Source organism: Paraburkholderia caribensis (assembly GCF_002902945.1).
Taxonomy (GTDB): Bacteria; Pseudomonadota; Gammaproteobacteria; order Burkholderiales; family Burkholderiaceae; genus Paraburkholderia; species Paraburkholderia caribensis.
The window spans coordinates 161099-181745 of the sequence record NZ_CP026101.1; the positions used below are offsets into that span (position 1 = coordinate 161099).

A 20647-nucleotide genomic window follows, 5' to 3' on the forward strand; every position below is an offset into this window, starting at 1 on the left:
TTGCTGGCGCTGAGTTGGGGTGCTTAACTTGAGCGGACTTAGTAGTTAACGGCAAATACTAAGAAAGTCTTAGTGTTTCGAATGTTCAGGATCGACAGCATGTTTCCCTTTAAGGGGAGCTGGCCAATGTCGGTCTTTGCTGCGCGATTAAAGCAGGCACGAAAAGCGGCGGGTCTGTCTCAAGAGCGACTAGGTGTGCTCGCAGGCATTGACGAAATGTCTGCAAGTGCCCGAATGAATCAGTACGAGCGCGGCAAACACGAGCCAGATTTTGCGACGGTGAACCGTATCGCGACGGCATTGCGGCTGCCCCCCAGCTTCTTCTATTCTGAGGATGAAGCAGAGGCGAAACTGATCGCTGCATATCACAGACTGGGTTCAGCTCAAAAAGCGGCGCTCTTGGACCACGCTCTTGCTTTGGCTCGCATCAACGACTCTGGTCTTATCTGAGTTGTGCGAGCGGGGCGGATCAGTAGTCGCCTGGTAACAGTAGGGTCGTCGCTGATCGATCCGCTTCCGTAATGACCCAGACCTGTAGGTTGTCCCGGATCATGTAGCTCGACAGCAGGCGCGCGCCCGTGTACAGGGCTAGCTCGTTCTCTTGGCGATCTGCATCGCAGAGATCGCCCCAGTCACCGCAGGCGTGGCGAATCAAGAGATAAATCGCAGATATTGACGCATGCTCAAGCGCGTTGAGCGCGGCAGGCGTTGCCAGGATTCGCCCAAGCCTGAAACGTGGCACGGCGTGCGGCGTGGAAGGAGGGTTCATTTCAGTCAACCCAGATACGAAAGCGCCCGACCTGATGGGAGCGCCGGGCGACCTTGTGGATAGTTAGAAAGCGGCCGGGTGTGGCCGGCTGACGAATTGAGCTTTAAAGCGTGTGTCCGCAACGAAATGCGGCGCAACGCGCTTGCTGATGCGTTGATGAGCTGGCGAAGGATCCGTCGAACTGCCTTGCCAGGTCGCCTTCTCCGCGAGGCGTTCAATAGTCGTGCTGGAGCGATCCCATTCTGTTGCGACCACAATGCGGCTCTCATCTGGCAGCACATAGACCGATAGCAGGCGCAGACCAGCTGTGACCGACAGATCGTTCTGTTGTCGGTCTTCGTCCGAAATGGCTCCCCAGTCGCCCGCAAGGTGCCTGAGCACGACGCTGATGATGGGGATTCCGTTCGCCCGCAAGACGTCGAGTGCGCACGGCGTGACGTGCAGGCGCCCGGGATGGAACAGCGGTTTGAGACGTGTAATGTGGTTCATGACGTTTCACCGGAAAAAGCGCGAGCACCCGCCTCCGGAATGAACTGGATGCGAGACCCGCTGGATGAAGGAAAAGCGGGCGCTGAGTGCGCCCGGCTATGCCGCAGATTCGGCAAGCTGCCGACGCAGGGCAATGGCTTTGGTTTGCGAGCAGTGAAGATGCTGGCGGATGCCGGATACCGTCGGACGCAGCAGGCCGGCCGAGACATCGCGGATGAGGATGTCCAGTTCCGTTACGGGTGCGGCGATCGCGGACGGGGCGGTCATTGGATCTGGGGCGACTTGAGTTTCCGCTGCGCTATCGGTTGCGACCGGCGTGCGACTGACGTGAGGTGTCCACGCGACCCACCACAACAGGCATGCGACACCCTCGAGTACTGCCGCGAAAGCCAGCCCCGCAAACAGATCAAGCTTCGCGGTTGACGTACCCCAGAGCGCCGCGAGCCGCGCCGTGACGGGGTCGTCACGGGCGGCATCGCGACGCGCAGCGTCACGGTCATCGTTGATTTGTAACCTTCGGATATCCGCCACTTCCGCGTTCAGTGCATCGAGTCTCGCGTTCAGCGACATGCGACGCGCCTGTAATGACGGACAATCGTGCACGCAATGCTTGGCACCGATCGCAGCAAGGTTCGCTGTTACAGTCGCCCGCTCCGCCATGACAGCGGTGAGACTCCGCTGCGCCTGAGGACTACCGGCCGCGACCAGTTGCTCGCGCAATGTACCTGCATGTGACTGCGACAGGAGGAAGAACGTCGCATGTCCGTACGACGCCGTGGCCATGCAGCCGAGCCACAACACCGTACCGATCGCGCGCGCTACCAGTGGCGTTGACCTGCAAAGCACCGGTAACAGGTGTGCGCCCGCGACCAGTACGACACCCGTTGCGATCCACACGACCCGCTCGGTCACCCACCCTCCGCGTTGCCAGCCGGCGAGTATCGACATACAGACAGCAGTTCCCGTTGCCGTGAAGGCGAGAAGTGGTGCAGGGCTGAGCCGGATCATGCTTCGGTTCCGCCGAGCAACGCCGCACGCTGATCCAGCCTCTCCTTCAGACCGGACCGGCGTGGCGGACGTTCGACATCGCCGGTGCCGTTCCCACCCGCAGGGGAAGAGTTATCTTCGCCGACAGGATAGAATTCCTCGACCACGGCACCGCCATCGTCGATATTCTCCTCGAATGCACCGTTACTGAAGCCGGTGCGCGCGGCATTATCGAGCGCACCCTGATCGAATCCCGCCGACCGGCGCCGCGCATCCAACTCGCGCGCCTGGGTGATCGACGCTTCGAGCGTGGTGCCCGCGCGCACACTGATATCGACGTAGTAGATTGCCGAGCGATAGCTTTGCGTGGTCGACTTGCCTCGCAACCTGAGTTCCAGCGGCAGGCAGGCCAGCAGGTTGCCCGATACCGCGCCGAAGTAATGCAGCCGGGCGGCCAGCGTGCGAATCGAGTTGTACGAGGTGGTGCGAAAGATGAACGACCCGAGTTCATCGTCGTCGCCGATGGTCACGTTGAGCCGACCGTAAGGCTTGCAACCGCCGGTCTGGCCGAAGGCACAACCGTCCGGCGATGGACAGGGCAGTTCCTCGATGCCTGTGACGGTCGCGCGCCGGCACGTCTCGCCGTTGCCAACGCAGACCGGTCGGCCCGTGTCGCGATCGAACAGCGAATACTCCGCACGAAGATTCAGGCCGGGATCGCTGAACAGAAACCGCACGGGAATCGCGCGCAACTTGCCCGATGTCGCCTTGCGCAACGACTCGTTCAGCGGATGGAGCATCCATCCGTCGCGCGTCTGGACCTGCGTGGTGATGGTGAACTGGTCGTCCTTCTCAGGCAGACGTTTGCCGTTCTTCTCGACGACACGACCGATGGAAATCCGCCCGATGAGAGGCGGTGTAATGGAAAGGCCCTTGAGCATCGTTAGGCTCCTGATTGAAAAATTAGAAGGTGGGGGATAGGACACCGCAAAAGCAACGGACAGGTCAGGTAGAGACCAGAAACCTGCGTGAGCCTGGCTTCTGTATCGCGTACTTCGCGGCGAGGTGTGGGTGATCTGCAAGCAGCCGCTTCAGGTCGATGCTGTTGCCGTCGCGGCTGCGCCTGAACGACACTGCGCCCGTCTCGAACATCGCCCGGTCGGCTTCGCCCATGGCCTGCTGGATCGTCTGCCTGAGCGTGGCCTCGATCTGTTCGCGCACGTCGATCTCGCTACGCACTACGACTAGATCGGCGAAGACGGCCGATAGACGACGATCGTCCGAGAAATCGACGGTCCCGCCGGTACCCGGATAAAGATAACGCAATGCCCTGTCCGACGACTCAGAGCCATCGGCTGGCGGAGGCGTGTCGGATTCCACGAGCTGCCAGAACGTGGTTTCGAGTTCGATGAGACGCGCGATTAGCGCATCGTCACGTTCAATGCGCTGAACCTCTAGCGCCTGTCCGCATAGCAGCACGGCGACATCGGCCGCGGCTTTCCCTGTCACGGCGAGCTGGTGCTGCACCTGGAGTTGTACATATTCGGGCACACCATCCCGCCACAGTCGTGCGCCAAACTCCCCCGCCGTCTTGCATTCGAGGATCTGCACCTCGGGTGCGCCGACCACTTCGCGGTCGATGTTCGCGAGCATCCATGGAATTGTTGGGTGCCTGAGTACTGCATTGATCTTGCGCACCCGTCTGCCCGTCTGCTGTGTGTAGGCGGCCGCAACGATGGGCTCGAGCAGCGTGCCCCAGTATGTCGGCGACGTCGTGTCGCCAGTGTCGGGACGGGGAAGTCCCTCCGCGCGTCCTGTCTTGTCGACCCATAGCTCTAGGGGGCTCAGGTACGGATTCAGACCGACGGCGGCGGCGGCGTCCGAGCCGCCGATACCGCTGCGGCGTACGGTGAGCCAGTCCTCACGCGAAAGGCCCTTCGTTGGAACGAGTCGAAGTGCAGGGCGAGCCGCGATCTGGGTGGATCCGATGGCATTCATCGAAGCCTCCTGAAATAAAAAAGCCCGGCAGGCGAACCTGAGCGGGCCGTTGAAACTGGATAGATAAAAGTGGGTAATCAGACGACCAGCCTGAGGGCTTCATCCCACGCTTTCTGTTTGAGTGCTGCGCCCTGGCCGAACCATGCGGCATCTCGCCGGTGATCGTCGCTGCGCGCGCGTCGATGGTAATCGACGTACTCGGTGATACTGTTCACGAGCCCCCATGCCGTTCCGGATGCGGATGCAAGCTCCGCCCCCTTGCCGCGCCCGGCAAAAAGTTGACCGACTGCCTTGATGGCGCGCTCATTGATAGCGGTCCCGTCGCGCTCGCCAGGATTGCTGGCCGGGTAGGTGAGCACGCGCCGGAAGAACGACTCGGCGGCAGCGTCCGACACTTTCCGGTCCGAGAGGGCTTTCATGCGAACCATGAAAGCGTCCCAGGAAGACACGGCGATACCGAGTTGACGCTTGACGGCCTGCCCGTCGAACTGGCTTCTGTGCGGGACCTTGACAGCTCCGGTGCCGTCGCCAAGCGCGATCTGCAGTGTGTTGTTGCACACGACCCGCACACTGGTGAACTGGGCGGTGGTTGCCAGGCTGCCATCACATGCGGTGGCGAGGAGCAGGTATCCGTTGACCGTATCGCGCCCGCGCAGGGCTGCGCTTTGGCCTGTCCGGGCGAGCGCCCAGAGTTTGCGACCTTCCTTGAGCACGCCCGCTGTCTCGAGCTCGTAACCGCCGACTTCCGTCAGGTCCCGGTAGAACTCGAGAATTTCGGCCGGCTGCACGACCTGGTAGCGCGCGGAGACGACCGAAAGCGGAGTCTTGGTATCGCTGCGATAAAGTACCTTCTGCTCGGGAAACGCTTGAATTGCGCCAAGGCGGGTATTGTCGTTACCCGCGACGAAGCGCACTTCGGCTTCGTCGATACGCCAGTCCATACCTGCTGCTTTTGCCCAGGCTTCGAGTGGCTGCTTCGGGGTGAGCCGGTTGCCTAGGGCGTGCCACGGTTGCTGGCCGGTGTAGGCCATGGTCTGAACGAGATGCATGATGAGTTCCTTTTCGAGGTAGCAGGCATAACGCCCGGCGCAAGCCGGGCAGGGTTGAATAAGAGAGAGGTGCGCGGATAAACCGGTGCGCGACGAGGAGCGCCACGCAGACCGCGATCAGGCCTGATGTGCGCCGAAGGAATGACCGCAGGAACGGCATCGGAAGTTTTCCAGCAGGTTGTCGTCAATCGCGGCACCGACCGCGGAACCGGCGGCACAGCCGGCAGCGCTGCCGACCAGCCCTGCAATGACCGCACCGGCGAGTCCACCGAAGATCGAACCGATGGGCCCACCTACTGCGCCGACAACGGCACCGGCTTCTGCACCCGAGAAGGCCATAGCCATTCCGCTCGTCGCGCCTGCGACGCTGCCGATCGTCCCCCCCGCCTTGCGCGCGACATTCAGGGTTTCGATTCGTGACGAACGGCAATTGGGACAATGTAGGGTAGTGTCAGATGTGATTTCCTGCAGGGTCGACTCAGATGGCCCGAACGGGTAGTTCGCCATGCGTTTAGCAACATCCGGCTCGGTCTTGAACGACGGCATTGACGCTGTCTCGAATCGGTAGTCGTCAACGTCCTCGAAGGCAAATGCTTCGCGCGCCAGATGTGGGTGCTCAGGCCGCGAAGGGCGAATGAATGGTGCTGTCGTACGCCACGCATGTTCGGGATATGACGCGTGAGCTTCCCATTCATCTTCAAACGGATACGAAATCGGTGGTGGTACAGGAATCGCTGCCGCGGGCGGAACGGCGACGCTTGCCGGGTTAGTAATGGGCGATGTAGGTGCTGGAGTTCTGCGACGAAGAAGGAGAAACAATAATCCGGCGATGGTTGGCGCGAGCGCCGCGACGGCGAACGGGATAATCAGACCGAGGAAAGGCATGGGGGCTCCTGAGCAGGTGCACCAGCGCAGAGCTGCACTGGCGGAGAGGCCGGAATTGGCCGTGCTCAGGTCGGTGATATATAACCGAAAATGTTTTCATTGCCGTCGGGGGGGTAATCGACCAGTCCGTTAGACCCCATCCCAAAATGGATATTTCGCAGGTAGCGCTCAAGAAGCACATAAATCCGCCGTTAGACAAACGATAGGATCTTGCCCCGTTTGTCCCCGACTCCCTTTCCGATATGCTGGATCGAGAAATCATGCAGGTTCTGCCCGATGCAGGCAGAGACGAAGAACCACTTTCCACTCCGGATGTGCATCGCAAGCTCAGCGCCACGCTGATTGATCCTCCGGTTGCGAAGACCGTGCAGCGCTGGCTGGAAGATATGCTCGAAAGCGGGCTCGTCATAGTGGAGCAGCGCGGGCGGGCCAAGTATTGGCGCAAGGTTGCCGGGGCGAGCGGCCTTGCCGCGAAGGCCGCGGGCATCATGACGCACGACGAGGCACTGGCCCTGCAGACGTTGCGTCGCTTTTCGACCTGGCGTATCCCGACGCTGGTGGCTGAAACGTTAGCCCCACTGTTCGATGTGGCCGGCAAGCGGCTGGCTGCTGTCAACAGCGAGCATGAGCGGCGCTACCGCAAATGGATCGACAAGATCGAAGTCGAGGCAGGTAGCTTCACGTTGCAATACCCCGAGGTTGATCCCAGCATCTTCGCTGTTGTCTCGCAAGCGCTCTTTTATGAGCAGCAACTTGAAATCGTTTACCAGCCGCGTACGAAGATTGATAACGCCGAAGCGAAGATCGTCTACCCGCTCGGGCTGGTCGAAGTGGGCGGGCTGGTTTATCTCGTGGCTGCGATGCCGCGTCATCCGAATCCTGCGATGTACCGGCTCGATCGTCTTGTACGTGCCGCCATCTTGCCCGAGTCGTTTGCCTATCCACGTGGGTTCAGGCTCTCGGAATACGTGCGGGAGCAGCGCCAGTTCGACTTTATGGTTGAAGGCGAGGTCCGTTTGAGGCTGCGGTTCAGGAACGGCGCAGGCCATCATCTGCTGGAAGCGCCGCTGTCAGCAGATCAGCAGGTCAGCCAGAGCGGCGACGCACTTGAGGTGCATGGCACGGTGCTATTGAGCCAGCGGTTGCGGTGGTGGCTGCGCGCGTTTGGGCCAAATGTCGAAGTGTTGGCGCCGGAAGGCCTGCGCTCAGAGTTCGCGGCGGAGGCGAGAGCGCTGGCAGGGATGTACGAGGGCGGGTGAGATCGTGAAAGCGCAGTGTCCGCTATCAGATCGGGGTCTCGTGATGGCGTTCGGACATGATTTGTCTGAAGCTGAGACTAAGTTGATAAGGCGGCGTATCGATGCCGTCCTTTTACAACTCCCATAGGAAAAAGCATGTTCACGAATTGCAATTCTTCCCCCCTGCAACACCTGGCCGCGTTTGCGATCGTGTTTGTTGCAGCTGTTGTTGGAACCGCGGCAGTAGGAGCGTATGTCGAATCGGTAACGAGCGACGCGCAACGCGGATGAATGATCCGTGTCGGACAGATGGTGAGTTTGAGGTAGTCCGCCACATCGAACAAACAAACTGCCAGAAGCGATATGCCAGTACGCCCAGCGCCCTTTACGTTGAAATGCAATCAGTGTGGTTGGAAGCATACGTTTGCCCCGCGCAGCGATGTCATGACGCCGGACATGGATAGTCGTTCGCATTGTCCGAGATGTGGTGCGCATACGTTGGTTCGTTTACAGCCAAATTTGATCGAGTGGATCTCCGGCGGATTCAGCCAGATTTGGTGGGGTAGGTGATTGAAGTGCAACGCTCACGGAGCTAGTTCACCGTGAGCGATTTGAGGCGTGGCCAGTCCTGTTGGCATCATCGCGTCTGTTCGATCAATTTTAATAATTTTAGGGCGGCCTTTCTATGTCTATTGAGTTGGTGCGATATACGCCGGACGAATTGACAGACAGCAAGCTGGACAGCTTGATCGAATCAAAAGCATCGTTTCAGATCGTCAACATCCAGCACATGAGTTCGGTTGTCGAGAAGGTCGAAGGACGGATCGAGAAGGCTGGCTTGAGTTGCCGCGTGTACACGGAGTACCGGTCGGCGGCCATGGCTGGCTCTGTGCTCGGCGGAATTACAGCGATCGCTGGCGTGGCATCGGCCGCGGCGATTGCCGCGCACAATCTCGCGACGTGGGACCCCGACTACGAGCTGGGAAAGAACCAGATCAAGGAGCACCTGAGCGTCGTCTATAAGAAAGAAAAATAGAGAAATCAAAATAGCGGGATGAAGGCATGTGGGAAGGAAGGCCGCTTTCCTGCCATATCCCACGTGCGCGACTGCAACATAGTTGCGCACATTCACGTCGCTTTGCTTCATCAACAACACCAAATATCGATCCAGCATGCAACGAACCGCCGGTACATCACCGAACAACCTGCATCAGGCCGTGTTGAGCGAGGTTGGCGATTTGCTCAGGGAGCTCAAACGCGACGCGACGGACCCGCGCGTTGCGAGCACGATGACGCAGGTCGTTGATCTCGTCGCTCCAATTCACGACGATCTTGCGAAACGAATAGAGGCTTTACAGCGGCACGCCCGCTGGGATACGTTCACGATCGCGTTTTATGGCGAAACGAACGCGGGCAAATCGACGATCATCGAATCGCTGCGAATCTTGCTGCAAGAGGGGTCCAAGACCGAGGCGCGCGCTGCGTTCCGCGCGAAGGCGGCAGAACTCGGCATCAGCGAAGCCGCCTTGGCGACGCTCGCACAATCGATCGAGGCGAGCCGCACGGCGCTCGACGTGCAACGGGCGCAAGCTGGAGAACGTAACGCCCAACTTGACGCGGAGCAAGACGCGCTTCAACAGGAATTGAACCGCCTGAGCCTTGCGTTCGAGGCGAAGAGCCGAGCCGCATCGTTCTGGCAAAAGCTCGTGTGGCTATTTAGCAAGCCGCAGGAGCAACTCGACTTCGCACGTGCAGGAGAGCAACAGCGGGAACTGGCGGCGGCACACGTGGCGGAGCGCGCGCGAATCGATGCGCAAGTCGACCAGGCGCAAACGGCGCTTCAGTCGCTCGAAGCGCAGCAGGCGAAGGCGCATACCATGCTCGACAGCCTCGCGCCGTTCGCGGACGGCCAGATCATCGGCACGGGCCGTTCCGACTACACCCTCGACACGCACGGCTACGAATTCTACACGAACGGTCAGCGCTTCGAACTGCTCGACGTGCCGGGCATCGAAGGGAAGGAGGCGCGCGTGATCGATAACATTCTTGGCGCGGTGAAGGCCGCACACGCGGTGTTCTACGTGACCGGCAAGCCGTCGGCGCCGCAGACCGGTGACAAGGACGGGCAAGGAACGCTCGAAAAAATTCGTGAACATCTTGGCGATCAGACGGAAGTCTGGTCGATCTTTAACAAGCGCATCACGAATCCGATACAGCTTGAAAAAGGCGATTTGTTAAATCAGGGTGAACGCGCGAGCCTCGCGGTACTCGACGAAACGATGCGCGAACATCTTGGAAACAACTATCGGCGCTACATCGCGTTGAGCGCGCAGCCCGCGTTTCTGGCATCGGCCGACTGCCTCGTGCCAGCCTCGGATGCCGCTCGCAGTCGGGAGAAGTTCCTTGCGAAGGTGAGTCCCGCCGACATGCTCGCGCGATCGGGTTTCCAGTCGTTTCTCGACTGGCTGAGCGGCAGCATGGTGAGCGATAGCGACGCGCGCATTCGCGCCGCTAACGTGAACAAGGTGCGCAGCGCAGTGCAGAGGGCGGCTGGCACGATCGCTCTGATTCAGCGCGACAAGGTTGCGCCACTTGCGGCGGACGTGCAGCGCGATTGGGCACACGTCAGTGAGCAGCTCGAACTCGCTGTGAGTTCGCTCGGTCCTGCTTTACAAACGCATGCAGACGCCGCGATCCGCACGTTCGAAACGCGCGTGCGCGAACGGATCTACGAGCGGATCAAGGACGGCATCGACAACGACGATGTGAAGGATGCACTGAGCGCTGCAATGCAGCGCGAGCAGGCGAGACTTGAATCATCCCTGCCGTCGATCATGGAGGCAGAGCTTAAGCGATTCCAGCGGGACGTGAGCGATATGCTTGAGCGCTTCCAGCGACGCATCGCTGAACTCCAGGATGCGTATCGGTCGATCGGCACGTCGACGCTCGGCGGATTTGAACTGAACATGAAGTTCGACAGCGGCGTCAATTACATGTCACTCATTGCGGCGCTCGCAGGTGGACTCTTGATGTTCTGGAATCCGGCAGGCTGGGTGTCGCTTGCGCTCGGCGGCGTGACCCTTGTCGTGAGTATCGCGAAGGCTCTCTGGGGCCTCGTCGACAGCGATTACAAGAAGTCCCAGCAGCGCAAGGCGGCAAACCAGAACATCGGACGTGTCGTCGGACGCATGGAAGATTCAATGAAAAACAGTTGCGATAACGTGATGGGCAATGTGAAAGCGCGCATCGGAGAAATTGCGACCGAAGTCGAGCGATCGGTCGACCAGGTCGCGCAAGTCAATTCTGCGCTGATCCGTGTCAGCGCGAATCTCACGCATTTTTCTACAACGATGTCCGAAACAGAGGCAGTGTAATGGAACAGACGCTCAACTCTTTCAAGGAACGGCAGGCCGAAACCTTGAGGGTGCTCACCCAGCTTCAGGCGTTCATCGCGCAAGGCGAATCGTTTGGTGTCGATGCCGATCCGAAGGTCAAGGCGAAGCTCGACAGCGCGATCCGCAGCATGGAAGAGGAAAGGCTGCGCGTCGTCCTGATAGGCGGCTTCTCCGAAGGCAAGACGGCGATCGCGGCCGCATGGCTCGAACGGCTCGACAAGTCGACGATGAAGATCAGCCACGAAGAGTCATCGAATGCGGTGACGGTCTACGAAGCGAGTCCTGAGTGTCTGCTGATCGACACGCCCGGCCTTTTCGGTTTCAAGGAGCAGTTCGACACACAAACCAACACGCTCGAAAAGTACAAGGAACTGACGCGTAAGTATGTAAGCGAAGCGCATCTCGTGGTCTACGTGATGGACCCGACGAACCCGATTAAAGAGAGCCATCGCGACGATCTCACATGGCTTTTCCGCTCGCTCAACTTGCTGCCACGTACTGTGTTCGTGCTGAGCCGATTCGACGCAGTCGCGGATGTCGAAGACGACCACGAGTACGCGAAACTCTTCGCGATCAAAAAGGACAACGTGGCAGGCCGCCTGCGCGATCTGATCGCATTGACCGACGCCGAAGCCGCTGACCTTGCCGTGGTGGCCGTCGCCGCCGACCCGTTCGAGATGGGCACCGAATACTGGCTTGCCGACCTCGAACGCTTTCGCTCGCTCTCGCGCGTCGGGTTGCTTCAACGCGCGACGTCGGAAAAAGTCTCTGCGGCGGGCGGCATTGCGGCCGTCGTCGATGAGACTCGGCGCAGCATCGTACGCGACGTGCTAGGCAAGCAGTTGCCGATTGCCGTGCATAACGACGACCGCATCGGACAGGAAGTGAGCCGCCTGGAAACGATGAGCAACCAGTTGCGCAACCAGCTGGTTTCGTCGGATGGACGTATCAATGACGTGCGCATTGGCCTACGCAGATTCGTGACGGACTTTTTCACCGATTTGATCCTGCAGGCGCGGGGGGAATCGATGGACACGTTCGCGGAGTTCTTCGAGCGGAACATAGGGGCAGACGGTGTTGTGCTCAACGCCAATCTGCAAAACGCGTTCGATCAGCAAATGCGCTCGGTGAAACTCGAAGTCAACAAGATGGCCGTGGGGTTCGACGCGGAGGTGAACCATTTCAACGCGAGCGTGCGCGCATTCGGCAAGCAGGGCATCGACTACGTGGTCAAGAGTGGCATGATCAACAACACGTCGGTGCTGGCCGCGCGCGATGGCATCGTCGGCGTAGCTAAAGCCGTTGGCCTCGATCTTGGCAAGATGCTCAAGTTCAAACCGTGGGGTGCTGTCAATCTCGCTAAGGGACTCAACGGCCTGCTTTCGGCGTTCGGGCTCGCGATAGAGATCTGGGATTCGGTGGAACAGATGAAGCGCGAGCAGGCGTTTCGCAAGATGATCGACAAGATGGTCGAGAACTTCGAGAGCCAGCGCGCGGAATTGCTTGGCCTGATCGGCGGCCCGCAGTTCGAGGATCAGTTCTTCCCCGAACTCGTCGATTTGCGCGCCAACGTAGCGGCGGTCGAGCAAAGTGTCGTGGCGGGACGAGAGAAGCGCGAGCAGTTCCATCGCTGGCGCGATCAAGGCGAAGCGATCGACGCGGAGTTCCGGATGACGGATGCCGCTTGATCAGGCCTTGCGCTAATTCCACGGTCCGACGCTGGTCATACCGCCCGCAGTCTGGGCGGCGCGCTACGTATGACCACGCTAAGGATATGGATTCGATTTCATGGTTGAGTCACGGGATGCCCTCCTTTCTTTTCTGGAACAAGCGGTCCGCAGACGGCGATCTGCGCGCGACCGACCCGCTCGGGTTTGACGCATTGCGTGAGGCGATGTCAAATGGTCTGGTTCCGTTGCTCACCGGGGCGACGGGGGACGCTGACGAATACCTGTGGACGATGATCGGCTTGAGGTGGGCTAAAGCGGTCACGCAGTCAGCCGTGGACGCAGATTTGTTCGAGCAAGGATTCGCGCGATTCGAGCGGGCGCTGAAGCAGTTCTGGTACAAGACTGGCGCCTCCGGCCAGCGAAGAATCGCTGGCATCCAGGTTGTCAAGGTGCTGTGCGCCGGCACCCAGCCCAACGTTACGCGTCCGATTCTCGCTAACCAGCGGGCGACCGGTCTGCTCGGGAACTATATCGTCTCGCTGCGCGAACTGGGTCTGGTCAAGCGAGGTTCGCTCCAACCGGTCGAGGCAGAGGTCGACCGGCTGTTGATCGACGTGGAGTTTCCCAACGGTCACGCCTGGTACAAGAAGTGGGAAACGCTCGATGAGACGTGCAACTCGGTGAAACTCCAGAAGGCGCGTAAAGCACTCGGTGAGCGCCTGTTTGGATACTCCGATGACCGCATGCACTACGCTGCGAGGGCAGTTCTCGGTCGTCCCGACGCTGAATCGTGGTCGCAAATCGAGCTAGCGCAGCTCGATGTGGAGCAGCGGACGCTGGCCCGCGCGACCGACATCGTCACCCAGCTTGAACTGGCGGCGCTGCAGATCTTCGCCGACGCACTTCACGGTGCACGAACCGTGAGCGCGTCGGACGCCGCGAGACTTCGCCAACTCGCTTCGGCCACGCTGAAAGCGAAGCCGTTCCCCGCAAGTTGGCAGCGGGGCAACTCGCTGGCGGCCGCTTTGCAGCGCGGAATAAGCGGCCTCGCCGAGGGCGGGCGTCCGCTGGAAACGGTGCATCGCCTGCATCTGGCGGTGACGCGCGACGTCCGAGGTGGCACGCCCTGGCTCCATATGATCGGCGATCGTCCTCATCTGTTTGCCGGCTGGAAGCCGGGCAATCAAGCAAGAGATTTTCGCTTTGCGAATCTGAAATCACTGATCAAACAGACCGGATGGAAAGCTCATGCGCGTTGAAGAGCTGCAATCGCTGGAAGCGTGCTGGTTGGAGGTATTGAGAGAACTTGGTTCGCCTCGAGCAATGCTCGCGTGTACGTTCACGCTGAGCGCCGACTTCTTTGCCGCTTTGATCGCTCGGTTCAAGGATGCAGCGAGTGAGTCACTGTTGTCGAGCGAGCAGTCGATGTCAAACTTTCCGATCGACGTAGTCTGCGACAGTTCCAACTATAAGGGGCACAAGGCCGGCTTCAACGTCTCGTTCTGGCGCGACACCAGGCGGCTTTTTCATCCGAAGCTGCTGATCGCGATCTTCGAACATGAAGTAGTCTGGTCCGATGGTTCGTTGAATCTTACCCACGCGGGATGGTGCGCCAATCGTGAGATTGCGATGTTCCATCGTTCAGGCAGCAAGACCTTGCCGAAAGAACTACTTGCCTTGCTCCATTCGCTCGGGGACGTACAAAGCGCCCAGTTGATTCGAGAAGAGGCGAGGGGAGCGGGCGTCAAAGAACTCGACGGGACGTTCATGACGAGTCTCGAACAGCCGATCGGTCGCCGGTTTCTTTTGAAAGCGCCGCGTGATGCCGAAGAGGTTCACCTTGTGGCGCCCTTTTTCGAGCGGCACGAGTCGGCCGAGCCTCCGTTGGATCAGGCGTGGCTGGCTCAACTTGCGAGCCGATACCCGTCCGCCCAGTTTCACGTGTACCTTCCGCAATTGCAGTCTGATCCGGTTCTGGTTCAAGGCAGCCGCGAAGTATTCGAGGTTGTAGCGGACAGGCTACGCATGCATCCGGTTCAGCCGAAGCCGGGTCCTCTGCATGGGAAGGCGGTATGTATCGTCTATCGGTCCCGGCGTGCACGGCGGGCATGGCTGATGACCGGTTCGCCGAACATGACGGTCAGCGCGCTTCTCGAGGAGCCAGGTCGCGGCAATGTTGAAACGGCGTGGATGTTCGACTCGCCGTGGAACGCTATCGAGCACGCGGTGCTCGAACCGCTCCGTGGGCGGAACTATTCTCTCGACGAGGTGGAGTTCGAGGCACCGGTGATCAATCGGAAGCCACTGTGGATGCCGTTGAAACACGCGGTTTATTCGCCCTTCACGCGCAAACTCGAAATCGCGTGGCGTTCCAGCGAATGCATCGAGAAAACCGAACTGCGATATGGGAATCAGCGGTTGACCTATGACGGCCGTGTGTTCCAGAACTTCTCGCTGGTGGACGGGGTGGCCTGTCTGGTCACGCGCAACCGCGAAGGGGGTTTCGAGGACGGGTATTGCCCAATCTTCGTCGCGCCTGACGAGCTTCCCGCCTGTGACGGCGCACCGCTCGAGTGTACACCGGAAGCGTGGCTCGCAATGATGGGTGGACTGGATGGTCTACCGGGGAACGGTGTTACCAATAGGATACGGCGTGGCAAGCAGGGGGCACGGCCCGCGTCTCACTTCGAGTGGTCGTCGAGAGTGCGTGAACTGGCGAGTCGGGTCCGGTACTTCGAGAAGGTCATGCGCGGGCCCCAGACGTTGCCAATCGAGCGAGGGTATCTCCTCAAACTTTTCCAGCAGATATTCGACGCACACGCGCCGGACAGCGAACTCGAAGCGCTGGAGAGCGTGTGGCGCGCATGGGTGCGCCTCGAGTTGTGGCAAGCAGCCGAGAATCTGGCAAAGACCGCGTCCGGATCCGTGAGCGAAGAATGGCAGCGGCGAGCCAGATCGCTCGTCCGTTCGGTAACGAAAGGCTTGCCGGAAGCACTCTTGCCGCAATGGCAGGCCGTGGTGCGTGAGCTCAGGAACGCAACGTGATTACATTCGGCAAAGGAAAAGACATCGATCTGGCAGTATCGGGCGCCAGTCTTGGTGAGGCATTTCAGAACGAACTCGACGAACAGAACGAGCGATCGAGAGGGATCTGCGACCGGCTCTATCGCCAGGGTGAACCCGGCGTGCTGCTCGCGGATGAGGTAGGAAAAGGGAAGACATACGTGGCTTTGGGTGTCGCCTTTGCTGCGCTGGCGCGCAGGAAGGACGCGAAAGTGCTTGTGCTCACGCATAGCCGACATATGGCGAACGTGTGGCGCAAACGCTGGATCGATCTGCAGAAAAGTATGAGCGGCGAATGGCAAGCCCGCTCGAAGGACTGGTCGTGCCGGACTTACTCGAAACTTGGCGAATTCGAAGCCGACGCTGCAAGCCGAAGCCTGCCGTCCATTGCTTTCACGTCTTACGAGACGCTGAAGAACTACTCCACCGATGAACGTGACGCCGGCATTCTGCGCGCGGCGCTTAAGCTTTCGGAAGTGCAGGTTGGTATGAAGTTGCAGAGCGCCGATCGCAACCAGCTAATCAAGCAGATACTCGAATGCGATCTCAGAAGCGTACATGACGAGCCTGTATCCGAAGCCCAGGCGAGGAAAATCAACCGTTGGCTCGATCCGGAAAGCTGGGGCTGGAAGCGCGATGCACGTTCCCATGTCGAAGACGAGTTGGATCATATCCAGGCCCGCGCAAAGTTCGATGGGGCGCGTTTCGATCTGCTGATCGTCGACGAAGCGCACAAGCTCGAAGGCACGATCCGCCATCGGGTGATCGCTCGTCTCCTGCATCGGCGGTTCGAAAAATGCCTGTTGGTTACGGCGACGCCATTTGCACTATCCGTCGAACAGTTTCGCAAACGTCTCGCCGATTTTGCTCATGCGATTGGCGCCAGGCCGTCGTTCGTCGAAGAAGTGTCCCAGCTTCCGCTCGATGCATTCCGGCAGGCGGTCCTTCGACGCGAGCCCTATCCCGGCAAAAAGGCGCTTGAGACGACGCTGCGCCGTCATATGGTGCGCGCATCGTGGGAGCATGAAAAGGAGCGGGAAACTGATCGCTGGGTAGCTCAGCCGACGGCGCATTCGCTGCTTCCCACATTGCTGCTCGAGCGGAGCATCGAGAGCGTTCTGGCAAGCGGCAAGCGAGTGCATATCGCCAACCGTCGCGAATCGCTCTGTTCATCGTGGCCCGCAGCGCGGGAATCGCTTGAACGATCGCCGCTTGCCGCGGTGGACACTCGTTGGACGGACGCATTTAACGCGGTCGTTGACGGGAGAGAGGAGACCGATCCCAAGCTGAAGATCGCGGTCGAAAAGCTCGTCGAGTTGATCAAACGCAATACCAAGGTCGTCGTCTTTACGCAGCGGATCGCGACATCGGAAGCTTTAGCGAAGATGCTGGCAAAGGATCCGTACGTGACCTACCGAACTGCAAAGATCGAAAAGCGCACGAACCGGTTCCGGCGCCACGCCGGCAAGGTGGCGCAGTGGCTGGACCTCGAAGCAGACTACGCCGTATGCGTGACCAAGATCATGGCGCATTCGCCCGACTACCCGGACGAGATCAAAATGGCGGCCGTCAAGCGTTGGTGGCGACGTCATGGAAAGCATCTGGGGAATGGAAGCGACGCGGGCTGGAAAGCGCTCAACAGCGTAGCGGGGGCCAACCGACCACTGCCTCTCATCGTGCGTCACGACGCCAACACTGACAAGCTGGACCGGAACGTCGAAAAATTCAATTTACCGTCGACGCCTTTGGTATTGATCGCCACGCCCAAGGCTCAAGAGGGGATCGATATGCACGTGTACTGCCATCACGTCGTGCTCTTCGATCTGACGTGGAATCCGGCAGCGATGGAGCAGCGGATCGGCCGCGTTCACCGGATTGGCGGTAATCGCAAAAAGCACGAAAAAGTCAAAGTGATCTACTGCTATCAGTCTGGGACCTATGAAGAAACTATGGCCCGCCGTGTTCAGCAACGCTGCGAAATGATGCGCGTCTTGCTGGGAGCTGGTCAATGGCTCGACGCGGATGAAGAGGTTGACGTGCTCAAGGAGTACGAGATGTCATTCCCCGCTTAGCCCGTGAACATTTCGGCGGCCCAAATCAATGAGACATCGTTTGTTCTGTCCGGCCGTCAGACTCGCGCATCTGGAAAAATAGGATTTACGTAAGCGATAGTTTCTGCCCGCCTAGCGCGTGCGATGTTGGAAGATCAAGCTTGCGTCCGCAATCACTCAACTTGCGGACGCAACATGACCTCAGACGAACTTGATTTCCTTCCCCTTAAAGTCATGCACGTCGACGAAGGCGGTCGGCGCTGCTTTGATCCCGAAGGCAAGCGGCGACTGATTGAGGCGTGTGAGCAGCCCGGCGCGTCGGTGGCCGGGCTGGCGCTCAAGGCTGGCGTGAACGCCAACCAGTTGCGCAAGTGGATCCTGCTGGAGCGCAGGCGGGCGGTGCGCAGCGACTGCGTGGAGTTGCCCGGCACGGGCACGGCGGAATTCGTACCCGTAGTAGAAGTAGCCGATCCGCGAGCGGTGCGCGCGAATTCAAGACCGCCCGCGTCCGGGGCTGTGACGCCCATGCCCGGGGCGCCTGAACCGATGCGTCCGTCGCAACGCCCGCCGTTGCCGTCACGCCTGATGGCGCAGTTGCCTAATGGGGTAAGTCTCGAACTTGAATGTATGCAACAGGACACGGCGCTGCTCACAACGATGATCGACGCATTGAGGAGCCGGTGATGCTGCGCTTCGCTGACGACCTGCGAGTCTATCTGCATCGCGAGCCGATCGACTTCCGGTGCGGTATCAATACCTGTTGCACGTGCTCAAGGAGTTGCCGCAACGGCCGCCCGACGCGGATGTGACGGACCTGCTGCCATTCAACTATGCGCGGCAGCAGCAGGCCGGGGCACATGGCTGCTGACACATTGAGCGCGCCTCGGTGGTGCCCCTACGCACCACCCTCAGTTGCACGATTCTCCGTTCGGTGTGCTAAAGCTGCCGCTTACCACTTTCTGGTCCGGGAAGGCGTGGATCGAACCGAGATTGGACTCCGCGCCGCCCGAGACGAAACGCGCTTCGGCTTCGTCGATTCGCCAGTTCATGCCGGCTTGAATTGCCCAGACTTCGAGCGGCTGATTCGGATCAAGTTGATTGCCCAGGCCGTGCCACGGCGTTTCCTTCACGTAAGCCATTGTTTGGACGAGATGCATGCGTACATCCTTTCGAAAATTCAAGCGCATATCGCGCGGCCTTGCAGCCGTGCCGTATCGCAAGAGCAGTTAGATCAGAAAAAAGCTTGACGCCTACGGTCGTTGATCGCTAAACACGTGGCCGCAATCGAGGCAGCGATAGTTGTCGATTACCTTTGAATCGACAAGTTTGCCGACCGCTGAGCCAGTCGCACAACCCGTCGCACCGCCAACGAGCCCACCGAGAAGGGCTCCTCCAACGCCGCCCAAGAGTGCAGCAATGGGCCCAGCAATGAGGCCGACTGCCGCTCCGGCCTCGGCTCCAGAGACAGCCATGGCAATTCCACTTGCCGCACCTGCGACCGTGCCAACAGTGCCTCCGACTTTCGCCGCTTAATTGCGAACCTCGAGGTTTGTGGATCGGCAGCGAGGACATGCATCTGTGCTGTTTGCTACATTTCCGACGGACATAAGGCTTCCTCGAAATTTGAATCTGGACCAGAGCGTCCATTAGGCGCGCACCGATTGCTCGCCTCATCGACGTGATATATGGTCAAAATAATCTGGAATACGAAATATATGTAGGGAAATCGATGCCCCATGGATACGCGCGTCACTCTCGTCGGTCAGCATCGCTGTGGGTTGTTACATCGACCAACGCTTGGACCAGAAAGCCAGGCAGCATCTGAAAGGCTTAACCCCGCGTTGAGAATTGCTGGCAACTCCAATACGTGGACTACGCGACGCTATTTGAATGAGAAATGACGGCAACGTTTAGCCAAGTGAATCGCACTGAGGGCGCAGATACTAGGCTCACTGGCGATTGTTTGTCATGCACCGTTGCGCCGGAGCTACACATCTTCTTCAGGAACCCCCCTGTATCTCACTGAAAAGATGGAAATTTTCATCAATAAGTGCGAAACTATCGGCGAATTCGGTGTGTAGTATTGGTAGCGATATTTTCAACTGTGAGTGCAGTTATGACGCGCAAAGCGATTGTTGTTACAAACTGCACCAACAGAAAGCGCCACAGTGGCGTCAGCGTCCCACTGGCCTCGCTGGAAGCAGGCGGTACACTCCAATCTGTTGCTGCGCGTTGGGTCAAAGCCGTTCGACAAGCGACGCCGTCGGGTCAGGCTCGGGACGTTTACATGGGGCGTGCGTTTGTGGAGGCGCAGCGAGTGGCCGACGCACTGCAGGGTACGTTACACATCGTCTCCGCAGGACTTGGCATAGTTGGTGCCGCGGATCGGATACCCTCGTACGACCTTACCGTCTCCGATGGTGCGAATTCGTTAAAGCCGTTGCTCGCCCGGTTGGGGTTAAACCCAAGCGACTGGTGGGAGGCACTAACGGCAGAACTGGAGGGGCAGCACTCCATTTCGACCCTACTTCACCAACATCCTGATGCGCTAGCGCTCTTTGCATTGCCTGGAAGTTACGTGTCACTGGTCGCTGAGGATCTGGCTTCCCTTACTAGGGATCAAGTCAATAGAATCCGCATCATCACATCGGATCATGGCCGGACGCTCGTGCCCGATAACGTTCGGCGAGTTGCTTTGCCATATGACGAGCGCTTGGAGGGTTCGCCCTACGCGGGCACACGAACGGATTTCGCGCAGCGGGCAATGCGCCACTTCGTGGAGATGTTGGACGGACATCGACTCTCCGCTGACGAAGCACTTGCGTCTGTGACTAATGCGATGCGCGATTTGACGAAGCCGGTGGTGCCTGCGCGGGAGAAGAAAACCGACGCAGAAATTCTGGCGCTTATGCGCAAGAACTGGCATCGGTTTAATGGAGCATCCTCGCGACTCCTGCGATATCTTCGTGATGAAGCGTTAGTCGCTTGTGAGCAGGGGCGTTTCCGCAGTCTCTGGTGCGATCTCCAGCAAGAATTCGACAAAAAGGAATGAG

Annotated in this window: 18 protein-coding genes and 1 pseudogene; 11 read left to right on the top strand and 8 right to left on the bottom strand. The window is 59.4% G+C overall.

Features of this window, described 5'->3' with window-relative positions; genetic code table 11:
- Window positions 1-99 precede the first annotated feature (99 nt).
- Window positions 100-450 (top strand): helix-turn-helix domain-containing protein, encoded by a 351-nt coding sequence (locus C2L66_RS00730; RefSeq protein WP_233444918.1) that lies wholly within the window; start codon window positions 100-102, stop codon window positions 448-450.
- 19 nt (window positions 451-469) lie between these two features.
- Here C2L66_RS00730 and C2L66_RS41555 read toward each other — a convergent pair whose 3' ends face one another.
- The 7 genes from C2L66_RS41555 to C2L66_RS41560 all read right to left on the bottom strand — a co-directional run bounded on the left by C2L66_RS41555 (window position 470) and on the right by C2L66_RS41560 (window position 6177).
- Window positions 470-769, bottom strand: a complete 300-nt coding sequence (locus C2L66_RS41555; protein WP_060599401.1) for a hypothetical protein — start codon at window positions 767-769, stop codon at window positions 470-472.
- Between the two features lie 63 nt (window positions 770-832).
- Window positions 833-1258, bottom strand: coding sequence for a hypothetical protein (locus C2L66_RS00740; protein WP_233444919.1), 426 nt, complete (start codon window positions 1256-1258; stop codon window positions 833-835).
- Window positions 1259-1354: 96 nt separating this feature from the next.
- Window positions 1355-2266: a hypothetical protein gene (locus C2L66_RS00745; protein ID WP_060599400.1), complete on the bottom strand. Its 912-nt coding sequence runs from the start codon at window positions 2264-2266 to the stop codon at window positions 1355-1357.
- Window positions 2263-3186: a recombination directionality factor gene (locus C2L66_RS00750; protein WP_060599399.1), complete on the bottom strand. Its 924-nt coding sequence runs from the start codon at window positions 3184-3186 to the stop codon at window positions 2263-2265. Before C2L66_RS00750 ends, C2L66_RS00745 begins: the two co-directional genes overlap by 4 nt.
- 64 nt (window positions 3187-3250) lie before the next feature.
- Window positions 3251-4243 carry a YqaJ viral recombinase family nuclease gene (locus tag C2L66_RS00755; protein ID WP_060599398.1) on the bottom strand — a complete coding sequence of 331 codons (993 nt, stop codon included), beginning with the start codon at window positions 4241-4243 and terminating at the stop codon, window positions 3251-3253.
- Between the two features lie 77 nt (window positions 4244-4320).
- Window positions 4321-5292, bottom strand: coding sequence for a DUF932 domain-containing protein (locus tag C2L66_RS00760; protein WP_060599397.1), 972 nt, complete (start codon window positions 5290-5292; stop codon window positions 4321-4323).
- Between the two features lie 117 nt (window positions 5293-5409).
- Entirely contained in the window at window positions 5410-6177 is a 768-nt protein-coding gene (locus C2L66_RS41560) for a hypothetical protein (protein WP_233444920.1), read from the bottom strand.
- Window positions 6178-6437: 260 nt separating this feature from the next.
- On the opposite strand from C2L66_RS41560, the gene C2L66_RS00770 reads away from it, so the two are divergent.
- The 9 genes from C2L66_RS00770 to C2L66_RS41140 all read left to right on the top strand — a co-directional run bounded on the left by C2L66_RS00770 (window position 6438) and on the right by C2L66_RS41140 (window position 18462).
- On the top strand, window positions 6438-7436 hold the full coding sequence (locus C2L66_RS00770; RefSeq protein WP_233444921.1) for a helix-turn-helix transcriptional regulator: 999 nt from the start codon (window positions 6438-6440) through the stop codon (window positions 7434-7436).
- 700 nt (window positions 7437-8136) lie between these two features.
- Window positions 8137-8451, top strand: coding sequence for a hypothetical protein (locus C2L66_RS00780; RefSeq protein WP_211301920.1), 315 nt, complete (start codon window positions 8137-8139; stop codon window positions 8449-8451).
- Window positions 8452-8587: 136 nt separating this feature from the next.
- Window positions 8588-10789 carry an importin beta family protein gene (locus C2L66_RS00785; protein ID WP_060599394.1) on the top strand — a complete coding sequence of 734 codons (2202 nt, stop codon included), beginning with the start codon at window positions 8588-8590 and terminating at the stop codon, window positions 10787-10789.
- Entirely contained in the window at window positions 10789-12498 is a 1710-nt protein-coding gene (locus tag C2L66_RS00790) for a LeoA/HP0731 family dynamin-like GTPase (RefSeq protein ID WP_060599393.1), read from the top strand. Before C2L66_RS00785 ends, C2L66_RS00790 begins: the two co-directional genes overlap by 1 nt.
- Window positions 12499-12584: 86 nt before the next feature.
- Entirely contained in the window at window positions 12585-13739 is a 1155-nt protein-coding gene (locus C2L66_RS00795) for a hypothetical protein (RefSeq protein WP_148654544.1), read from the top strand.
- Window positions 13729-15525: a phospholipase D-like domain-containing protein gene (locus C2L66_RS00800; RefSeq protein WP_060599391.1), complete on the top strand. Its 1797-nt coding sequence runs from the start codon at window positions 13729-13731 to the stop codon at window positions 15523-15525. The genes C2L66_RS00795 and C2L66_RS00800 overlap by 11 nt, the downstream gene beginning before the upstream one ends.
- Window positions 15522-17615, top strand: a complete 2094-nt coding sequence (locus C2L66_RS00805; protein WP_060599390.1) for a DEAD/DEAH box helicase — start codon at window positions 15522-15524, stop codon at window positions 17613-17615. The genes C2L66_RS00800 and C2L66_RS00805 overlap by 4 nt, the downstream gene beginning before the upstream one ends.
- Window positions 17616-17789: 174 nt before the next feature.
- Complete coding sequence (gene tnpA, locus C2L66_RS00810) at window positions 17790-18278, top strand: IS66-like element accessory protein TnpA (protein ID WP_060599389.1); 489 nt, start codon at window positions 17790-17792, stop codon at window positions 18276-18278.
- Between the two features lie 58 nt (window positions 18279-18336).
- Window positions 18337-18462 carry a hypothetical protein gene (locus tag C2L66_RS41140; RefSeq protein ID WP_265736907.1) on the top strand — a complete coding sequence of 42 codons (126 nt, stop codon included), beginning with the start codon at window positions 18337-18339 and terminating at the stop codon, window positions 18460-18462.
- A gap of 82 nt (window positions 18463-18544) precedes the next feature.
- On the opposite strand, the pseudogene C2L66_RS00815 reads toward C2L66_RS41140, so the two are convergent.
- Window positions 18545-18751, bottom strand: a pseudogene (locus tag C2L66_RS00815) (DUF932 domain-containing protein); the annotation flags it as partial.
- 959 nt (window positions 18752-19710) lie between these two features.
- Between C2L66_RS00815 and C2L66_RS00825 the strand changes: the two are divergent.
- A complete protein-coding gene (locus C2L66_RS00825) occupies window positions 19711-20646 on the top strand; it encodes a hypothetical protein (protein ID WP_060599387.1) in 936 nt (311 codons plus the stop codon).
- Window position 20647: the final 1 nt, after the last annotated feature.